The organism is Paenibacillus sp. FSL R5-0378 (assembly GCF_038009285.1).
GTDB lineage: Bacteria > Bacillota > Bacilli > Paenibacillales > Paenibacillaceae > Paenibacillus_AQ > Paenibacillus_AQ favisporus.
This window is the reverse complement of record NZ_JBBPAY010000001.1, coordinates 6107398-6127898: the sequence shown is the minus strand read 5'-3', so window position 1 is coordinate 6127898 and position 20501 is coordinate 6107398. Positions and strand designations below refer to the sequence as shown.

The window sequence follows — 20501 nt, the reverse complement described above, 5'->3', positions numbered from 1 at the left end:
ACCGACATATTATGACTACCCGGAAACCGTTCTATCCGAGCCAAACCCTGTATGAACAGGCTCCAAATTCCTGACTTGAATACAACAATTTCACTGGACATCATAAGCGAAATACTACACAAGACCAAGGTGGTGTAATCATGAAATCAATCTATTTGGACCATGCGGCTTCCACTCCGGTACATCCGGAAGTGGCAGAAGAAATGATGCGCGTCATGACCGGACAATACGGCAACGCCTCCAGCGTTCACGCATTCGGCCGTGCGGCCAAGCGCACCGTCAGCGGGGCAAGGGACCGGATCGCTAAGTTTCTCGGCTGCCTGCCCGATGAGATCGTCTTTACCGCCGGGGGAACGGAAAGCGACAACCTCGCTTTATTCGGCGCAGCTTCCATGCGCAGGTCTAAGGGGAACCACATCATTACGTCGTCCATCGAGCATCATGCTGTGCTTCACGCCTGCGAAGAGCTGGAAAAGGAAGGATTCCGTGTCACTTACCTGCCGGTAGACCACACCGGACGGGTTCGGCCCGAGGATCTGGAGGCTGCATTGTCGGAGGATACGATTCTGATCAGCATCATGTATGCGAACAACGAGGTAGGAACGATTCAGCCGATTGAAGAAATCGGGAGAATCGCCCGAAGCAGAGACATTCTTTTTCATGTGGACGCCGTTCAGGCTCTTGGAGCGCTGCCCATCAACTGCCATGAGCTTCCGGTCGACATGATGAGCTTTTCCGCGCACAAAATCAACGGACCTCAAGGTGTAGGAGCGCTGTACGTCCGCAAAGGACTGGTCATCGCACCGCGCCTTCACGGCGGACTCCAAGAGAAAAAGCGGCGCGCCGGAACAGAAAATATGGCCGGAATCGCCGGCTTCGGCAAAGCCGTGGAGATTGCTTCCCGCCAGATGGAGCAGCGAAGAGAGCATGATCTTCGTTTGCGCCAGGCCTTGATCAGCACGCTGGAGCAGAAGATCGGCAGGGACGCTTTTGTAATCAACGGCCACCAAGAGGAATGCCTTCCCCACATCGTGAACATCAGCTTCCCGCAGACAGATACGGAGACGCTTCTGATGAACCTCGACATGGAGGGCATCGCCGCCGCCAGCGGTTCGGCATGCACTTCAGGCTCGCTGGAGCTGTCCCATGTGCTGGAGGCCATGCAGCTGCCTCAAAATGTTTTGCGTTCGGCGATTCGATTCAGCTTTGGTTTGGGTAATACTACTGAAGATATGGAGTACACAGCCCAAAAAATTGAAACCATTCTGCGTCGTCTTACGTAAGAAAGGTAGGGATTCTCCATGGATGGAGAGGGAGGGATGAGTGCTCCATACCGTTCGCGAGACAAATCGACCTGAGCGTGCCGCATTGGATTGACTGACTTCGGTGGTAACGTGAAGGGGTTCGTTTCAATTTTGAAGAGGGTAAGGTGGGATCCTGGCCATGAAATTCCAAGAGATGATCGGACTTGCCGTATTTGATGTGGAAGAAGGCAAGGAGATCGGCAAAATATACGATATTATCATCACCGAAGATTGGAAAATTCAAGGCCTTGAGCTGGAAGGCAAAGGGTTGTTCTCCAACACAGCGAAGACGGTGTCCTGGGAGGACGTCGTTGCTTATGGCGAAGATGCTGTGATGATTCGTAATAAACAGGCTGTTCGCAAGACGGATGCCGACGACATACAATACACCTATCTTTTGGGTAAAAATAAATTAAAGGATCTGGACGTACTTACTGAGGACGGTACGATGCTCGGTAAAGTGACGGACGTTTATTTTGACCAGGAAATGGGAAATACAATATTAGGTCTCGAAATAAGCGACGGATTTGTTTCGGATTTGATTGAAGGGCGGAAATGGCTGCCTTGCACCACGGAAATGTCCATAGGGGAGAATGCGGTCATGGTTCCGCCTATGAGCGAACAGCGTTTGGAAAAAGCCATTAATTCTGTTAACGGATAGGTGATCAATGAATATGAGATGTCCTAACTGCAATTCCAAAGATATAGGAAAAATCGGTTCCCACCAATTTTACTGCTGGGGCTGCTTTATCGAACTGACGGTGAACGGGGAGAAAATGTCCGTATACCAGGTAGAAGAGGACGGTACGCTCAGCTCGCTGGACGATTTGTTCTTTGAGGAGATTCCTCAGGATTTTCCTCATCTGCACGCTTCCTCTTAAACAATATGCATGTACCAGTCAGAACATTTCCGCAGACCTTCGGGTCCTAACGAATATTTTTCTGATTTATGCTGTGTAATGGAGCCGCCCCTTCCGCTAATTGTGGTTTGTCTTCACTTTGCCACGGCCCGCAAGGGGGATTCACCCGGCAGCTTCAATCCTATTATTGGTTACATAGCACCCACAGCGGAAGTACCATACACGGTCTTATTGCCGTCATCTTGGAAACCCGTACCCGTTTTTGCCTACACGGCAGAATCAGGTATCCGGGTTTCTTTGCGTTTTACCCATAGTTCTCCTCCCGTGGCCGCCAATAGGTTAAATTCGAATTTCGGGACATATACTAACTTGACAGCACGTCCGGAAGGAGGAGACAAGGTGGATAAACTGACGGCCAATAAATGGTTCCGGGGGATGATTTGGGTCCTGCTTGGTCTGATTATTCTGTATTTCGTTTGGCTGCTGCGGCCGATGTTCATGAATATCTATCAATTTCTGAAAGCGATCCTGGCCCCCTTTGTCGTGGCGATGATCATTTCCTATGTGCTCAATCCGGTCGTATGCATGCTGGCCGCGCGGAAAATGCCGAGGGGAATCGCCGTGCTGCTCATTTACGCCGTCTTTCTGACCTGCCTTGCGGTGATTCTGATCAATCTGATCCCGATGCTGATCGAGCAGATGGAGGAACTGAATGAGCATTTGCCGGAGATGACGATGCATGCCCAGAACATCATGAACAACCTGGATAATCGGGGGGTTCCGGTGGGAATCAAGGAGGGCGTGGATCAGTGGCTGCTGCAGTGGGAGGACCGCCTGGCCAAAGGCATCTCCAATTTCATGGACCATATCGGCAGTACGATTAACATCGTGCTGAACATTTTCATCATCCCGTTTTTGATTTTCTACATATTAAAGGACTTCGACGTTTTTGAGCGGGCGGTCGTATCGCTGCTGCCGCGCACCCGGCGCAAGGCTTCCGTCAGATTGCTGAAGGAGATCGATGAGGCGCTCGGGAATTATGTCCGCGGGCAGTTCCTGGTGTGTCTCATCGTCGGCATTCTGGCCTATATCGGATATATGATCGTCGGCATGCCGTATGCCCTGCTGATGGCGAGCATCGTTGCGGTATTCAACATCGTGCCCTACCTGGGCCCGTTCCTGGGCGCGGCGCCTGCGGTGGTCATGGCTTCGACGATATCTTGGAAAATGGTGCTGATGGTCATCATCGTGAACTGGCTGTGCCAGCTCCTGGAGAGCAATATCGTATCGCCCCAGGTCGTGGGGAAGAAGCTGCATCTTCACCCGATGCTGATTATTTTTGCCCTTCTGGTCGGCGGGGAGATCGCAGGGATCGTCGGACTCATTTTGGCAGTGCCTTTATTCGCGGTGCTCAAGGTCATCATCCAGCACTTCTTTGCCTATTACGTCAAGCGGAAGACGACGTAGAGCGGTTTGACAAGCGTCCGCGCTATCGGATATAATTCAGACAATACTATGCAAAAATGGACAAAACGGCGATGAAATGAAGTACGGCAGTTCCTCCTTGTTCAGAGAAGGGCTCCTTCACGGTAAGCGTGACGGCTGCAAGAGCCCCCAAGCGATACTGTCCGGAAAGCTGATTTCGGAGTGTGACAAATTCACCGGCTGGCCCCGTTAACGGCCTTAACAAGGCGATCGCCTGATCATTCAAGCTGGCAGCCGGCGTATGGCGCCCGGCAGTCGTTCAGGCGGTAACCAGGGTGGTACCGCGAATTCATTCGTCCCTGATCTGATCAGGGGCGTTTTTACGTTTATCCGTCCATTTGCATGCAATTTACGAGAGAGCTGGAGGCTGTTTACTATGAAAGCAAGTGAAATTCGTTCCAAATGGCTTGAATTTTTCGCAAGCAAGGGACACCAGATCGAGCCGAGCGCTTCGCTCGTTCCGCATAACGATCCTTCCCTGCTGTGGATCAACGCGGGGATGGCCCCGCTGAAGCCGTATTTTGACGGACGCATCAGTCCCGAAAATCCCCGGCTCACGAACTCGCAGAAGTGTATCCGTACCAACGATATCGAAAATGTAGGCAAGACCCGCCGGCATCACACCTTCTTTGAAATGCTCGGCAACTTCTCCATCGGCGACTATTTCAAGGAAGAGGCCATTACATGGGCATGGGAATTTCTGACCAGCAAGGAATGGATCGGATTCGATCCGGAGCGTCTGTCGGTCACGGTATATCCGGAGGACGAAGAAGCCTTTAAGCTCTGGAACGAAAAGATTGGCCTGCCGGCCGAGCGGATCGTGAAGCTGGAGGATAACTTCTGGGACATCGGCGAAGGCCCTTGCGGTCCTTGTACGGAAATTTTCTATGACCGCGGCGAAGCCTATGGCGACCTGTCCGATCCGGAAATGTACCCGGGCGGGGAGAACGAACGCTTCCTGGAAGTGTGGAACCTCGTCTTCTCGCAGTTCAACCACAACAAGGACGGCTCCTACACGCCGCTTCCCAACAAGAACATCGATACCGGAGCGGGCCTGGAACGCTTTGCATCCATTTTGCAAAACGTCGACTCCAACTTCGACACCGACCTGTTCCAGCCGATCATTCAAAAAACGGCAGAGCTGGCCGGCGTTAAATACAATGCCAGCGTAGAGGGCGACGTCGCGCTGAAGGTCATTGCCGACCATGTGCGTACCGTTACGTTTGCGGTGGCCGACGGCGTGCTTCCGTCAAATGAAGGACGCGGCTACATCATCCGCCGTTTGCTGCGCCGCGCCGTACGTTACGGCAAAGTGCTGGGTCTTGACCGTCCGTTCCTGTACAGCCTGGTGGAAACCGTCGGCGACATTATGGGCGTATATTACCCGAACGTGGTGGAGAAACGCGAATTCATCGAGAAGGTGATCTCCACGGAGGAAGAACGTTTCCATGAGACGCTGTCCGACGGCCTGGCGATCCTCGAGGAAATCAGCAAGCAGGCGCTGGAGCAGGGCACGAAGCAGATCGGCGGCAGCGACGCATTCAAGCTGTACGATACGTACGGTTTCCCGTTCGACCTGACGGAAGACTATGCGGCTGAGCATGGGCTGACCGTTGACCGCGAGGGCTTTGACGCAGCGATGCAGGAGCAGCGCGACCGCGCGCGTGCAGCCCGTCAGGAGAGCGGCGGCATGAAGGTTCAGGGCGGCGTCCTGTCCGATTATACGGTTAAAAGTGAATTTGTTGGATATAATGACACCGTAACCGAGTCGAAAATTGTGGCAATCATTGTCGATGACGCCATGGTGGACATCGCCGGGGAAGGACAGAGCGCCCAGGTGGTGCTTGACGTCACTCCGTTCTATGCGGAGAGCGGCGGCCAGGTCAGCGACCAGGGTCTGCTGCGCGGCGGATCGGTGACGGCCAGAGTGGAGGGCCTCTTCAAGGCGCCGCATGGACAGCATGTGCACCAGGTGACGGTGGAAGCCGGGGAGCTCAAGGTCGGCGAGACCGTCAAGGCAGAGGTCGATCATGACAAACGCAGAGACATCGAGAAGAACCATACGGCGACCCACCTCCTTCATAAAGCGTTGAAGGAAGTACTCGGCACCCACGTCAATCAGGCCGGATCGCTCGTTGAGCCGCAGCGCCTGCGCTTTGACTTCTCGCATTTCGGCAGCATTACGCCGGAAGAACTGGCGGATATCGAACGCCGCGTGAATGAACAAATTTGGAAGGGCACTAATGTAACAATTGAATATAAATCGCTCGACGAAGCCAAAGCAATGGGCGCCATGGCGCTGTTTGGCGAGAAGTACGGCAGCATCGTCCGCGTCGTGCAGGTCGGCGATTACAGCTTGGAGCTGTGCGGCGGATGCCACGTGAACAACACGTCCGAGATCGGAATCTTCAAGCTGGTCAGCGAAAGCGGCATCGGCTCGGGGGTACGCCGGATCGAGGCGGTAACCGGCCGCTTGGCATACGAATTCCTGGAAGGCCAGCTGTCGCTGCTGAAGCAGTCCGCAGAGCTTCTTAAATCGAATCTGCACGACGTGCCGAGACGGATTGAAGCGCTGCACGGCCAACTGAAAGAGCTGGGACGCGAGAACGAGTCGCTTCAGAGCAAGCTGAGCACGATCGAAGCCGGCCAGCTCACCGAACAGGTGAAGCAGGTGAACGGAAGAGAGCTGCTCGCTGTCCGCGTCAATGCGGGAAGCATGGACGCCCTGCGCTCGATTGCCGACGAACTGAAGGGCAAGCTCCCGAATGCCGTGCTGGTTCTCGGCGCAGCGATGGACGAGAAGGTGAACTTCGTCGTTTCCGTTCCGCAGGAGCTCGTGAAGTCAGGGCTTCATGCAGGCAAGCTGGTGAAGGAGATCGCGGCAGTCTGCGGCGGCGGAGGCGGCGGACGTCCCGATATGGCCCAGGCTGGCGGCAAGGACGCCAGCAAACTGGAAGACGCTTTGAAGCTGGCTGAGCAATTGGTTGGATCTGGAATTTAGGCATATCATCTTTGCCTTCTGCATCCAATACATTGTAAAGACTCCGGCGGCTACCCGGAACTTTGTAAAATTTTTGTTTTTTCTTTCCGTGGAATTTCCTTCGGCGCGGCCCGGTATGGTATGATAGAAAAAGTAGGAAACCTTAAAGATTCAATTCGTCAAAACATGCATGGACATGTTTTTGAAGAAGCGAGGTGTCACAAATGGATTCCATGGATAAGACAGTCAAGTTTAACGTGAAGGGTGATGAGAAGGAGGCCTCCGCGAAGGATATCCTTCTGACGGTATACGACGCGCTGGTGGAGAAGGATTATAACCCGATCAACCAGATCGTCGGCTACCTGATATCCGGAGACCCCGCTTATATACCGCGCCAGAACAACGCGAGAAGCCTGGTTCGAAAAAAAGAGCGTGATGAGTTGATTGAAGAGCTGGTCCGGTTCTATCTAGCCAATCACCGATAGGAGAGCTTTATGAGAATTATGGGACTCGATTACGGGGACCGCAAAATCGGGGTGGCCGTGAGCGATATGTTCGGCTGGACCGCCCAGGGGCTTGAAGTGGTCGAACGCCGCCGCGACGGGGCGGAAATGCAGCGAATTGCGGATCTGGTCCGCGAGCAGGAAGTGGAAGAAATCGTGGTTGGCCTCCCGAAGAACATGAACGGCAGCATTGGTCCGCGCGGCGAAATCTGCATTGCGTTTGCAGATCAGCTGAGAGACATGCTGAACTTGCCGGTTCATCTGTGGGATGAGCGGTTGACGACGGTATCCGCCGAAAGGACGCTGCTTGAAGCGGATGTCAGCCGGAAGAAACGCAGGCAGGTCGTGGATAAAATGGCTGCCAGCTTGATTTTGCAAAACTATTTGGACTCTAAGAGTAAAAGGTGAGGGTGATACAAATGGCTAATGACCGTAATCGTATGGAAGAAGAAGAACCGGAAATTATTTATATTCCCGATGACGAAGGCAATGAAGAGGAGTTTGAAGTCATCATGAAATTCGAGGTCGACGGCTCGGACTCCAAGTATATGATGGTCGTTCCGCTTGACTCCGAGGATGATGACTCCGACGAGGTCTATGCCTTCCGCTATGAGGAGGACGGAGACGATCTGAAGCTGTATATGATCGAGGACGACGAAGAGTGGGAAATCGTCGAGGAAACGTTCAATACGCTGGTTGCCGAACTTGATGGAGGGAATGAACATGAATGATTTCTCTGCAGATCAGGCCGTATGGACTTCCAAACTGAAGGAAGCCTTTGGTCCAACTGTGGAACTGGAAGATGAGAACGGAGCGACTTCCGTCTATGATCTTACAGCTGAGTTTGAAATCAACGGTCAGAGCTATGCTGTGCTCCAAAAGCCAGGAGATCAAAGCGGAGAATTCGATATCCTGAAAGTGGTCTCCTCGCCTGAAGGAACTCTTGGGCTTGTCACCATAGATGATGACGATGAATGGGAAAATATCAGCGAGCTGTACGACGAAATGACCTTTCCTGAGGACAGCGAAGATTAATCGGGCACAAGGTTTGATCAAGTACCAAAATTGATAACTCCGGAGTCCCCGCAAAGACAGCGGAATGCGTGAAACGGAGCATTGCGCTGCTTTGTGGGGATTTTTTTGGTTATGGAGGGTTGGATCGGTTTGAAAGCTGCCAAAAAGGCTCTGGTAGTGCTGGTGATCGTCTTGGTGATCATTGCCGGCGGGGCCTATTACGTCTGGAACGGCATGCAGCCGGTGAAGGCTTCGCAGAATGCCGTCAAGTTCACCATTGAGCAGGGGATGGGAACTTCGCGAATTGCCGGGGTTCTTAAGCAAAGTGGACTCATTAAAAACGATATGTTCTTTAAAATCTACTTGAAATGGAAAAACCAGGGCTCCCGTTTTCAGGCGGGAACCTATGAGGCGAAGCCGGGGGTAACCTACGACCAGCTGATTGCCAAGCTGAACAGCGGCGAAGTGGTAAAGGCGGAGATGATCCGCATTACGATTCCGGAAGGCTATACGCTGGAGCAGATCGCAAAGACGGTGGGAGAAGCAAGCCAGAGTGATCCGGCCGCGTTCGTAAAGCTGGCGGATACCGGCGGTCAGACGGACGTACCGGCCTTTAAGGAGATCCCCGCGGATACTTCGTTAAAGCATAAGGCGGAGGGGTACCTATTCCCGGACACGTACGAATTTAAAAAAGGAACCGGGCAGGAAGAGATCCTGACCCGAATGCTGGAGCAAATGCAGAGCAAGCTGGATCAGATCCCTGATCTGGAGCAGAAGCTGAAGGCTCATGGCCTTACATTGCACGAGATGCTGACGGTGGCTTCGCTCGTCGAACGGGAGGTTGTGGCCGACAAGGAGCGTCCGCTTGTTGCGGGGGTCATCTACAACCGTCTGCACAAGGAGATGAAGCTGGAAATCGATGCTACGGTGCAGTACGCTTTGAAGGAGCCGAAGGAACGGCTGCTGTATAAGGACCTGAAGGTGGACAGTCCATATAACACGTATTTGCATCCAGGGCTCCCGCCAGGACCGATCTGCAGTCCGAGCATCGCTTCGATCGAAGCCGCATTATCGCCGGAAGCCTCCGATTACTTGTATTACGTGACCAAGAAGGACGGCTCGCATGAGCATTTATTTGCGAAGACGTACCAGGAGCATTTGAACAACATTAAGAAAAGCAACAGCAATGCAAAGCAGTAGCTGCAGGGCAATGATCGACTAAAGTCCGTTTGCCGCTGCGAGCACCAAAGCACCTCAGACTCTGCCGGAGACACGCGCTTCCGCCGGGTCCGGGGTGCTTTTTAAGTACTGTGGATTCGTCATGGAAATCGTTCAAAATGGTAAAATTCGATTGGGGAGAGGGTGGCATGAAGATGACTAGACAAGTGATACCGTGGGCTAGCGGCCGCTGGTCGACGGAACCGGCTGCTTATGAAGAGAAGGACGGGGAGCTGATCGTTGAAGCGTGCCAGGGCAGTGACTATTGGCAAACGACCATGTACGGTTTTGAACGGGACAACGGCCACTCGCTTCTGCTGCCATGGGATGGGGAAGAGGCGGTAGAGGTAACCTTTCGTTTGACCGCCTTCGATCATTTGTATGATCAGGCAGGGCTGATGTTATGGAGCCATGGGCAGCAGTGGATCAAAGCTGGAATCGAGATGAATGACGGAGTCCCTCATCTCGGAGCGGTTGTGACCCACGGCTATTCGGATTGGTCGCTTGCGCCCGTCCCGGAGTGGATGGAGAAGATCGTGACGATCCGGGCGTCCCGTCTGAAAGATGCGGTTATTATCAGAGCCCGGACGGAAGGGGAAGACTGGAGAACCGTCCGCGTATGCCGGCTTACTCCGGATGAATGGCAAGCGGGACCGTATTTGTGCGCGCCGACGAGTGCTGGGCTCAAAGTGGCTTTTACCCGATGGGCAACGGCCCAGCCGGATGCGGATGTGCATGAACAGCCGCCGAAATTGTAAGGACGGCCATGCCTGACGGCCATGCCTGACGGCCATGCCTGACGGCTGAGCCTGCCCTTCGCTGGAGCAGGTCGACTTCATCGGCGAAAAAAGGCTGCAGACTCTTGTCCGAACCCGGACGGAGGCTGCAGCCTTTTGATGGTTGATTTCAGATCGGTTGTATCTTGAAGCCGGGCCGTATCAAACAGCCGCCAGCGTTATGCCTGCAAATCCAAAGGGACTGGAGCGAGCGGTTCGATGGACAGCATGTCCCGGATCGCTTCCATTTCAAGGTAGCTGGTGATGACATGGTCCGCCTGGGACAAATCCTGCCGGCCGGATCCGGGGTTAAGGTATCCGATGCAGCGCATGCCTGCGCTCTTTGCAGCCTTGACCCCATTGCGAGAATCCTCGATGACCAGGCATGATGAGGGCTCGGCTCCCAGCAGTTTGGCGGCCTGCAGAAAAATATCGGGTGCCGGTTTGCCGGACTTCACTTCTTCCCCGGAAAGCCGCACGCTGAAAAAGGCTCCAAGTCCGGTACGTTCCAAGATGAGCCGGATCAGGGACGGAGGCGAGGAAGAAGCTACCGCAAGCGGCACCTGACGGCTGCGCAGCCAATCCAGCCAAGGCGTTACGTGGGGAATCGGCTGCAGTTCGGGGTGTGCAGCCATGATGTCCAGCACGTTGTTCTGATGATAGGCGAGCACTTCTTCCAGCGGGAAGGAGAGCTTATGCTTCTCCAGCACCTGCCTCCACATGGACTCCAGCGTTACTCCCACGTAGCCGTGATGCTCCTCTTCCGTTACGGGAGCGCCGAAGTGGGCGAAAGAGCTGCGCTCAATCTCAAAATAGATCGGTTCGCTGTTTACGAGCACGCCGTCCATATCAAAAATAACGGCCTTTACCGGCGGGGCCTGCCATTCCTGCTTCTGCAATGTCATAAGCTTAACGCTCCTTTGTCGTTATTTTTCGGGATAAACGGCTTCAGACCGATTGCAGAATGACCTTGATCGCCTGGGACGAAGGGCTCAGCGAACGCCCGTCCAGATCACAGCCCAGGGCTTGGAAGGCTTCCCGGTATCGGGCCAAGGGATAGGTGTGGGTTATGATTTTTTGCGCGGGAATAATTTGGCGCTCGATCATGTAATGAGCGGTGGAAAAGGTGCCCAGGGAATCGATCGAGCCGATGATTTTGAGGCTCCGGTCGACGACCTCTTTGGGATTAAAGGTGCTGACGCCGTCTCTTAAGCCGACAAGCATGAGGTAACCGCCGTTTGCCAGGCTTGGAAGCACCTGCGTTCCGACCACGCCGGTCGTATCGACGATAAGATCCACTTGGCCGCCGCCGGATGAAGCCTCTGCTACGGCCGTTTCGAACGAATCGTAAGTTCTCCAGCGTTCCGGGGCGATACTCCCGGCGATGGCGAGCCTTTCTTTGGAGATGTCCACAATGCTTCCCGTTACGCCTTTGGAGGCCAGGGCATAGCTGTACAGAATGCCGATGGGCCCGGCGCCGAGAACGACCGTACGAAAATTCGGCAGGAGCCGGATTTGGTTGATTCCTGTCAGAATGCAGCTTAGCGGCTCCGTTAAGGTGGCCTCCTCGTAGCTGACATGATCTTTTAATGGATATAAAAAGCGGTCTTCGGTGACGTAATAATCGGTAAAGGTTCCGTTGGCGCTGACCCCGGTTTCCGTCACAGACTTATGGATGCAGTGATTTTGCCGGCCGGTTCGGCACATCTCACAGTGCCCGCAGTAATAAGTCGGGTCGATTACGACCCGATCGCCTGGCTTCAGCGTTGTGACTCCCCTGCCGACGCTAACGACATCTCCTGCCGATTCGTGGCCCAGGATGACGGAAGATACCGCATGATATTTGCCGCTCACAATGCCCAGATCGGTTCCGCACACGCCGGTGGCGCGAATGCGGACGAGAACCTGATGTTCCTCAGTAATGGACGGCTCCGGCCGTTCCTCAAGCGTTACGTCCCATGCCGAGTTGTATACCAATGCCTGCATCACGTATTACCTCCTTGGATATGGTTATTTGACTTATGCGAACATTAGCAGACCTGTTAACCGACGCTGGCCAGAACCGCGTCCAGTCTTTCCACGATCGTTACGATCTCATCCGTCGTTACGGTCAGGGACGGTCTGACCTTGACCACATTTCCGAATCCGTATCTGGACCCGCGAAGGATCAGATGCTGATCGGCAAAGGCGCGATCGATGACCGCGTTGGTCTTGGCGACATCCGGTGCCCCGTCCTCGTCCACGATTTCCAAACCCCACATCAGCCCGACTCCGCGTGCTTCGCCGATGCAGCCGTATTTGGTCTCAAGCTCATGCAGCAGGTCGCCGAGTATTTCCCCTTTCAGTTTGACTTCATCCAAAAATCCAGGCTCGGATACGACCTCCAGGGTGGACTTGGCTGCTGTAACGGATATCAGATTGCTGCCCGAGGTGAAGGAATGCTCATGCTTCTCCAGCACGTCCAGGCGGGATTGCATCAGCACGGCCGCCACCGGAACGCCGATACCGCCCAGGCCCTTGGCAAGGGTGATCATGTCCGGCTGAATGTCGAACCGTTCGCTGGCGAACATGTAACCGGTCCGCCCGATTCCGGTCTGAACCTCGTCGGCGATCAGAAGCAGCCCGTGTTCGTCGCAAAGCTTGCGCAGCAGCTTGAAATATCCTTCGGATGGAACGATATTCCCTCCGTTGCCGAGGATCGGCTCGATGATGATGCAGGCGACCGATCCGGAGCTTGCGTATTCGAGGTGGTCATGGATCGATTCGATGCATTGAAAACCGCAGTTCGGGCGGGAGGCGTTGAAGGGACAGCGGTAGCAGTAAGGAGCGGGAACGTGTATGCTGTTCGCTGCGGTCGAGTTGGGGAAGTGCTTGCGCCGGAAGGCGTTGCCGGAGATGGCGGTGGCAAACTGGGTTTGGCCGTGATGGGACAGAAACAGGCTGACGATGTCGGTGGCCTGCGTATATTTTTGCGCAATCTTGGTCGCGCATTCGTTGGCTGTGGAGCCGGTAATATCCCGCATCCAGCCGGTATCGATCCCATTCGGGGCGTGCTCGGTCAATTGGTCCAGCACTTCGTTCACATACGGCTCGGTAAAAGTGGAGGACATGTGAGTCAGGCGTCCCACCTGCTCCTGAACCTTTTCGACGACATGCGGATGGTTGTAGCCGAGCGAAAGATTGAACGTTCCGGACACGCCGTCCAAATACTCCGTGCCTGCATCATCGACCAACGTAATCCCTTTTCCAAACTTGAAACGATTTGTGGTTAAGGTTTGCATCCGTCTTCCCTCCAAAGGTTAGTTTTGATTACGATAATACGTTGTTAGAAGAATATTGTATTTCCGTATGGAACATCGAATTTCCCAAAAAGGGGGCCATCATCCCTCGTGGCCGTGCCCTATAAGGCTGCCTCCCAGCTTATGTTTCCTGGACTGCTGCTGCTTGGTCAGGATCAGGGACGCCAGCAGGATCAAGCTGAATCCGGCAAGGATCCAGACAGCCATTCCGGCCGACCATTGATCCATCGACCAGCCGATCAGATACTGCAGCACCGCGCCGCCGATCCCGCCGGATGCGATCAGGATGCTGGTGGTTGTCTCCGTCATTCCCGGAATGAGCACGTTGGCATACACGAGGGCGATGGAAAACAGCCCGGACATCGAGACGCCGACTCCAAAGACGAGCAGGTAGGCCGTCCATGCGTTCGCCCATAGAGCGAACCCGATGGTAAAGGCGAGGGTAGCCGCCGTGCTCCAGACCAAAAACGGGATATACCTTACCGTTTCCGCGATTCTACCCACGAACAGCCGCCCGATGACCATAGCAATCCACAGGATGGTGACGCCAAGGGAAGCGAGTGAATCTTTAACGTGCACCTTCTCGATCAGAATGGAAGGCAGAAAATTCATCAGACCCAGCTCAAGACCCATATATACAAAGAAAAAGATGATGAATATACCCAGCAGCCCGGCGTATCTACCCCGGTAGCGGCTTTTCTCCGGAGAACCAGCGGTTACCGCCTTGCCCAGCCGTGCGGAGCTCTCTGCCGGCATGGCCAGCCACAGGATCAACAGCATCAGCGATACCAGGGCAACCGTAAAAAAGGTGAGGAACCAGGCGTCCATCGTAAGAAACAGGCTGACTGCCGCGGGAATAAGGAGCGCGCCCAGACCGAAGTAAACGTCGAGCTTGGTCATGGCGACCGCTTTCTGTTCTTCGGCAAATTCAATCGTAAACGCGCCGATCGAAGACTCAATGATGCCGGAACCGAAACCGACGAGCAGGGTCATCAGAATGATCCAGGTCCAGGACGGAAGGCTTCCCATGACAATGCAGGCTGCGGTGATGCAGGCCAAGGAAACAGCAAGCATCCGCTTTCGGCCGAGCTGGGCCGACATGAAAGGCGAAGCCGTAACTCCGGCGAGAAAACCGAGAAACTGCAGGAAGAGCAGCGTTCCGCCGTCACCGTAATCCTTATGGTAATGGGCCAGGAGGACGGGAAGCATCGCGCCGAGCACCACGCTGGTGATTCCGATCAGCAGGTAAAATCCGCAGCTTAAGGCAAACAACCTCCGCAAGAATTCACGCTCCTTTGTCGATATTTTGGGAGATCTCCAAATCTATCAGCTGATGTAATACAATTTATACCATATTAGCCATAAAATAAATATGTTATTTTGTAAAATAATATTTTAAATGTAAAAAATATGTAATTAGAAGGAGAACGCAGCATCCGCATGGTTCCTTTCTCATACGAAAGAGAAAGAAGAGGCTTGACTGTTTTCGTCGAATAATAAGGTCTTCCGCCTCTGGCAGCCTCTGTTTCATCATCTTTAATGGGCATTCCAATTCATAGTTCAATAGAATTATGAGGTTTAGGAAAAAAGTTATAAAAAAATTGCCAAAAAAGCAAAGGTTCGAGATGTAAAATGTCGAAGAATAAAGTAGGCATTCGTTTTTTAAACTTACATACGACGTAATGCAAGAAATTGAAACGGCGGTGAGTGAGAGTGGGATGGATTCGAAAGAAAGATATGGGGGAAGAAAAACAGAAACAGAATAGCTCCAGCTCAAAGGAGCGAAGCGGCAGCAAGCGGAAGGCTTCAGCAGCATCAGGAGGGCCGGGAGATCCGAAAAAGCCGTCACGGTTCGCCAGCCTGCCGGGCATCAGCGGGGCACAGCTGCAAAATTTAAACCCGTTCAAGTCGGTGGGCGTGAAGCTGTTCCTGATTTTTTTCGTGGCGATAGCGGCGATCGTGCTGACCCTGGGTCTAACATCCTATAGCAAAGCCAAAAGCACCATCAAGAACAATACGGCGCTGGCGAACAGCCAGACGATCCAGCAAACTCAGGAAAAATTGGATATCATTCTGAAGCAGTATGAAGATATGGCGATGCAGATGTTTTTTGATCCGGAAATGCAGAGCGTCATCGACGAGCTGGCACGGAACCGGCAGGATGAATACCAGAATTTCGTGCTTACGGATCAGATCAATAAAAAATTGTCAAACCAGCTGAACAGCAACTCTTCGATCAAAGCGATTTATCTGGTTCCGCCCGAAGAGTCGCAGCGGATCATCTCTTCCGGTTCAGGCGGCCTGGACATCAATACGATCCGCGAAGTCGACTGGTTTAAAAATGCGAAGAAAACAAATCAGACATCATGGGTTCCTTCTTCAAAGGGTAAGGATGGAAGCGTTTCCTTCGAGCTGGTCCGCTCGCTGCAGAGCTTGTCCCGCGGCGGAGCCTACGTCATTATCGTGGAGCTTAAGACCGACGTCATCGAAAACCAGCTCAACGGAATCAGCCTGGGTGACGGAAGCAAGCTGCAGGTTGGCGACGCGAACGGTCAAGTCGTTGCCTCTACCGTGAACAGTGAAGCAGGAACCAAAGCCACACTTTCGTTCATGCAGGGACAGACAGAACCGACCAAGACCCTGGAAACGCAGGATAACGAAGGGAATGAAATCCTTGCCGTATACAACACCCTCGAGACGACAGGTTGGAGGCTAGTCGGAACCGTTCCGGTCGAAATGCTGGTCAAGGACGCTAAGGGAATTCTGGTTTTGACCATGGGAATGGCCGTTGGAGCGATCGTGGTCGCCATCCTGATCGGGTTCTGGATGGCCCGCATGATCGCAACCCCGCTCAGCAAGCTGAAGGATCTGATGCTGGAGGGAGCCAAGGGCAACCTGAACGTGCGGACGCAGCATAAGTCCAAGGATGAAATCGGCCAGCTGGGACAGGCTTTCAATCTGATGGTGGACCAAATTACGAAGCTCGTTCAGCAGACGAATACGACGGCCCAGCTCGTGCTTGAAACGGCGGGCGAGTTGACCGATGCTTCCAAGAAGACGGCGATCTCGGCCAAAGAAATTGCCATTGCGACCGAGGAAATCGCCAACGGGGCAAGCAGTCTGGCTACCGAGGCGGAGCGCGGAAACGAGATGACCGAGCATATGGCCAAGCAGATGGGATTGGTGATCACGGCCAATGAGGAAATGGGCAGCGCCGCGCGGCATGTTGAACAATCCAGCCAGTACGGAACCAAACAGCTGAACGAGCTGCTGGACAAAACGCATCAAACGGAAGAAATGACGCGTGAGCTGATGCACAAGGTGGATGCCTTGAAGCAGACGGCAAGCTCTGTCAACAAAGTGCTGGTCGTGCTGCAAAATATTACGAAGCAGACGAATATTCTGTCCCTGAACGCAACGATCGAAGCGGCGCGGGCCGGGGCGGCCGGACGAGGCTTTATGGTCGTGGCAGACGAAATTCGCCAGCTTGCGGACCAGTCCAGACAATCGATTGACATGGTAGGGCAGATCACCGGTCAAATCATGTCCGAGATGAATGAAACGGTCGAAGCGCTGTCGGACGCTTATCCGCTGTTCCAGCACCAAATGACTGCGGTGAAAGAAACGAACGAAATTTTCGTATCGGTTCAGGAACAGATGGGCGATTTCACGCAGCGGCTGCAATCCGTAACCGAGTCGATATCGGCGCTGCATGATTCGCACAGCGTTCTTTCGGAAGGCATGAGCAACGTCAGCGCGGTCGCAGAGGAATCCTCAGCGACCTCCGAGGAAGTCGCCTCGCTCAGCAATGAGCAGCAAAGCGTGGGCGATCATCTCGTTGAGCTCTCCGCCAAGCTGGAAAATGTATCGATTCAGCTGAAGGAATCGCTGTCCCGGTTTACGCTGAACTAAACGAAACATACGGAAGCATGTTCAAAACTTAGCTTTATTCGCAAGCAGCAACGTTTGCAGTGTAGAGCCAACCCAATAAACAGTTTTCACAGTGAGCCAACGTGTCCTCCGCTCGGGGATGCGTTGGCTTTCTGATTCTCTCCGGGAAATGGGCTGGTCTAAGCTTGGCGGGTTGGACATGCCTGCTGAAGGATATACTGAGTGGAAAAGGCATAAAGAGGGGTTCTTCTTGAGCGTAAAACATAAGCAGCGCATTTTCTATGTGCTGGTCATCCTTTCGTTTATGATGACGGTACTCATATTGAGGTTAGCCTACATCCAGCTCGTTATGAGGGTGTCGGAGCTGCCCGGAAGCCGGTTTACGATGCAGGAAATGTCGGTGCTGCAGCGGGAGCGAGGCGTGGTTTTGGACTCCGGGCGGGGCAAGTTTTATGACAGAAACGGCGAGCCCTTAACAGGGAAGACGGTTTCCGCCGCCGTGCTGTTCCCGGTTTCCGGCTCCATCCGGCAAGAGGCGAAGGACAAGCTGAATACGGTCACCCGGGTCCTGAAGACGGATCAGGCCGGCTTCCTGAAGGTATGGGACCACTTGAGCGTCCCTCTCGTGTGGCCGGACTCCCGCAAGAGCGATCCGCTGGGGTTGAAGGACAGCGAAGCGAAGCAGGTAAGGACGGCCGGAATCAGCGGCATCGAAGTGCTCCCGTATACCAAGCGGTATGAGGATGCTTCCAGCGGGATGCAGTGGCTCGGCTATTTAACGGAGCAGCCCGGGCAGAAGCATCTGATCCACACGGGATATGCCTTCCAGGAAGGGGCGGCCGGGCTGGAAAAGACGCTGGAGCCGCTTCTGCGCGGGATGGGTCCGACGACCGCCTATTATACGGTCGATGGAAGCGATCACCCCATTCCGGGTACGGGCATCCGGATTAAAGGACCGGGTAACGCCTATTATCCGCTCAAATTCCGCACCACGGTGGATCTGGAGCTGCAGCGGCAGATCGAGCAGCTGGCCAAGGAATCGGGGATGAAGGAGGGAGCCGTTGTCCTCCTTGATGCACAGACGGCCGATGTGGTGGCCATGGTATCGTTACCGTTCTACAATCCCTTGGACGTTAATCCGCAGCAAAGGGCATGGAATAACCGCGCTTTGCAGGCAGCCGTGCCTGGTTCCATATTCAAAACGGTCATCGCGGCAGCGGCGCTGGAGGCAGGCGTCACTACTCCGGGTGAAACCTTTACGTGCACCGGCGCATACGGTAAATATGGACTTTCCTGCCCCAAAGAGCATGGCGTGATTACGCTCGCGGAGGCTTATGCCGAATCTTGCAACGCCGTGTTTGCCGAACTGGCGGAGCGGCTGACAGCGGGCGAAATCGAAGCGGCCGCTCATAAGCTGGGCCTGGCGAGAATGGTGGGGTGGGAGGAAAAGGACATCCTCGGCCTGCCTCTTCTGCGCCCGTTCGATCATGAGGACAGCGGAAAAGTCTTTGCCGATCCGGATAAGGCCGACCGGGACGGGGGGATCCGCGCACAGACCGGCATCGGTCAGCGCGATGTACAGGTGACCCCGCTGCAGGCCGCCAACATGATCGTGACGCTTCTTCAGCAGGGACAAGTCCACGCGCCACGAATTCTGGAGAGCGTTTCGTATGCGAACGGCCAGCTGATGAAAGAGCTGAAGCCCCATTTGGCCCCGTCGTCCCTTGGTACCGTCCAGCCGGCAACCGCGGATTTGATTACCGGCTGGATGGAAAAGGTGGTCACCGAAGGAACGGGTCAGTCGATCCGCGGCGCGGCATGGCCGCTTGCCGGCAAATCGGGAACGGCCCAGGTGACCATAAACGGGCAGCCGCGTAATCATCAGTGGTTCATCGGGTACGGACCCTTGAACCAACCGAAATACGCGGCTGCAGTACTGTATCAAAATATGTCGCCGTCCTCCCGGAACCAGGCGACGGTGCTGTTCGGACGCATTATGAACCTGCTTGCGGCTCATCCGGCGGCGTAGCATCCGGCGTGCGGGTGGTCATATCAAACGGCGAGACGTCGAACTCTTCCTTCGGAAGGCGGATCCAGCTCTGCAAATATCCCTGCTGGAGCAGTTCCTTGATCAGGATCAGCAGCACGGGAGAGAGGATCAGTCCGGCGATGCCAAAGATCGACAGGGAGATGATCATGAACGAGAGCATCAGGAACGCCGACGACACGCCGATCGAATTGCCTGTAATCCGCGGTTCGAGCAGCTGGCGGGTGAGAAGCACCACGACGAGAAGGACGGAAAGGCCGATCGCCAGACTGAGATTGCCGACAATAAACAAATAAATGATCCATGGGATCAGGATAACCGGAACCCCGACGAGCGGCAGAATATCAAATACGGCACAAACCAAGGCTAGTGCAAGCTCGTTGCCTGTGCGCAGAATCAACAGCCCGGCATATACGAGCACGAGGGTGATGAGCACCATAATCAGCTGGGCCTTGATGTAGGAGCCGATGGCTTTCAGGACATATGTCTTCAGAAATGTATAGGCGTTCTTCAGCGTCTTCGGCGACTTGTCCCGCATCACTTTTCTCCAGCTGCCGATTTCGGTGCTGAGGAAAAACGCCAGGATGATCGCGATGCCGAAGTTGCCCATAAAGGACGAGAACGAACTGAACAGTCCGACCATATATTTAAAGAAAGCGGTGGCCCACCCGCTGGCATAATCCGTTAACGTTGTAAAATACTCATTCATTTTTGCAGTGACATTTGGCGGCAGGGCTGCGATTTTTTCCTGAAGAAATTGCGTCAGCTTGGTAAATTCCGTTTGAATCATATGCGTGTATTTGGGCAAATTATCTTGGACCTGGGCGAACTGGGAAACGACGATCAGTCCGACCCCGAACAGGATCCCCAGAATCACCAGAATAAACACCAGTACGGAAATGGCGGAAGCGAACGGTTTGGGCATGCCCCTCTTGTGTAAAAACTTGGCCAGCGGTTCGATCATAAAGAAGACGACGAAGGATAAAAATACGGGCGCGGCGATTTGGTACAGCTTGCTGAATATGTACATGACGAGGAAAACGGTAAGTACGATGAACCCGATATCCACAAAGGTTCGCCAGTATTTTTTGTACAGTGGAAGCATCGCGGGCGGATCTCTCCTT

18 protein-coding genes are annotated in these 20501 nt (G+C 54.1%); 13 read left to right on the top strand and 5 right to left on the bottom strand.

The annotated features are described in order from the left end of the window. Positions 1 to 140 precede the first annotated feature (140 nt). The 11 genes from MKY74_RS28415 to MKY74_RS28365 all read left to right on the top strand — a co-directional run bounded on the left by MKY74_RS28415 (position 141) and on the right by MKY74_RS28365 (position 10122). Entirely contained in the window at positions 141 to 1283 is a 1143-nt protein-coding gene (locus tag MKY74_RS28415) for a cysteine desulfurase family protein (protein WP_076169639.1), read from the top strand. 160 nt (positions 1284 to 1443) lie between these two features. Then, positions 1444 to 1965 (top strand): PRC-barrel domain-containing protein, encoded by a 522-nt coding sequence (locus MKY74_RS28410; protein ID WP_076169640.1) that lies wholly within the window; start codon positions 1444 to 1446, stop codon positions 1963 to 1965. A gap of 13 nt (positions 1966 to 1978) precedes the next feature. Continuing rightward, positions 1979 to 2185, top strand: a complete 207-nt coding sequence (locus MKY74_RS28405) for a hypothetical protein (protein WP_076169641.1) — start codon at positions 1979 to 1981, stop codon at positions 2183 to 2185. 414 nt (positions 2186 to 2599) lie between these two features. Beyond that, positions 2600 to 3631: an AI-2E family transporter gene (locus tag MKY74_RS28400; protein ID WP_373309599.1), complete on the top strand. Its 1032-nt coding sequence runs from the start codon at positions 2600 to 2602 to the stop codon at positions 3629 to 3631. Between the two features lie 394 nt (positions 3632 to 4025). Further along, positions 4026 to 6650, top strand: a complete 2625-nt coding sequence (gene alaS / locus MKY74_RS28395; RefSeq protein WP_076169643.1) for an alanine--tRNA ligase — start codon at positions 4026 to 4028, stop codon at positions 6648 to 6650. Between the two features lie 203 nt (positions 6651 to 6853). Further along, on the top strand, positions 6854 to 7114 hold the full coding sequence (locus tag MKY74_RS28390; protein ID WP_076169644.1) for an IreB family regulatory phosphoprotein: 261 nt from the start codon (positions 6854 to 6856) through the stop codon (positions 7112 to 7114). 9 nt (positions 7115 to 7123) lie between these two features. After that, a complete protein-coding gene (gene ruvX, locus MKY74_RS28385) occupies positions 7124 to 7540 on the top strand; it encodes a Holliday junction resolvase RuvX (RefSeq protein WP_076169645.1) in 417 nt (138 codons plus the stop codon). 11 nt (positions 7541 to 7551) lie between these two features. Further along, positions 7552 to 7863, top strand: coding sequence for a DUF1292 domain-containing protein (locus tag MKY74_RS28380; protein WP_076169646.1), 312 nt, complete (start codon positions 7552 to 7554; stop codon positions 7861 to 7863). Beyond that, entirely contained in the window at positions 7856 to 8167 is a 312-nt protein-coding gene (locus MKY74_RS28375; protein WP_076169647.1) for a DUF1292 domain-containing protein, read from the top strand. Before MKY74_RS28380 ends, MKY74_RS28375 begins: the two co-directional genes overlap by 8 nt. A gap of 111 nt (positions 8168 to 8278) precedes the next feature. Next, entirely contained in the window at positions 8279 to 9346 is a 1068-nt protein-coding gene (mltG, locus tag MKY74_RS28370) for an endolytic transglycosylase MltG (protein WP_076169648.1), read from the top strand. 173 nt (positions 9347 to 9519) lie between these two features. Continuing rightward, entirely contained in the window at positions 9520 to 10122 is a 603-nt protein-coding gene (locus MKY74_RS28365) for a DUF1349 domain-containing protein (RefSeq protein WP_076170128.1), read from the top strand. Positions 10123 to 10319: 197 nt separating this feature from the next. Here the strand turns inward: MKY74_RS28365 and MKY74_RS28360 are convergent, their stop codons facing one another. The 4 genes from MKY74_RS28360 to MKY74_RS28345 form a co-directional block, all read right to left on the bottom strand. Beyond that, positions 10320 to 11045, bottom strand: coding sequence for an HAD family hydrolase (locus tag MKY74_RS28360; protein WP_076169649.1), 726 nt, complete (start codon positions 11043 to 11045; stop codon positions 10320 to 10322). Positions 11046 to 11088: 43 nt separating this feature from the next. Then, positions 11089 to 12126, bottom strand: a complete 1038-nt coding sequence (locus MKY74_RS28355; RefSeq protein WP_076169650.1) for a zinc-dependent alcohol dehydrogenase — start codon at positions 12124 to 12126, stop codon at positions 11089 to 11091. A 56-nt stretch (positions 12127 to 12182) separates the two neighbouring features. Beyond that, on the bottom strand, positions 12183 to 13421 hold the full coding sequence (locus MKY74_RS28350) for an aspartate aminotransferase family protein (RefSeq protein WP_076169651.1): 1239 nt from the start codon (positions 13419 to 13421) through the stop codon (positions 12183 to 12185). Positions 13422 to 13520: 99 nt separating this feature from the next. Next, a complete protein-coding gene (locus MKY74_RS28345) occupies positions 13521 to 14720 on the bottom strand; it encodes an MFS transporter (RefSeq protein WP_076169652.1) in 1200 nt (399 codons plus the stop codon). A 456-nt stretch (positions 14721 to 15176) separates the two neighbouring features. Between MKY74_RS28345 and MKY74_RS28340 the strand changes: the two genes are divergently transcribed. Both MKY74_RS28340 and MKY74_RS28335 read left to right on the top strand, forming a co-directional pair. After that, the gene (locus tag MKY74_RS28340) at positions 15177 to 17351 is read left to right on the top strand and encodes a methyl-accepting chemotaxis protein (protein ID WP_076169653.1); all 2175 of its coding nucleotides are present in this window, start codon (positions 15177 to 15179) and stop codon (positions 17349 to 17351) included. Between the two features lie 229 nt (positions 17352 to 17580). Then, positions 17581 to 19359, top strand: a complete 1779-nt coding sequence (locus MKY74_RS28335; RefSeq protein ID WP_084203864.1) for a penicillin-binding transpeptidase domain-containing protein — start codon at positions 17581 to 17583, stop codon at positions 19357 to 19359. Here MKY74_RS28335 and MKY74_RS28330 read toward each other — a convergent pair. Next, positions 19325 to 20482 (bottom strand): AI-2E family transporter, encoded by a 1158-nt coding sequence (locus MKY74_RS28330; protein ID WP_076169654.1) that lies wholly within the window; start codon positions 20480 to 20482, stop codon positions 19325 to 19327. The genes MKY74_RS28335 and MKY74_RS28330 overlap by 35 nt on opposite strands. Positions 20483 to 20501 lie beyond the last annotated feature (19 nt).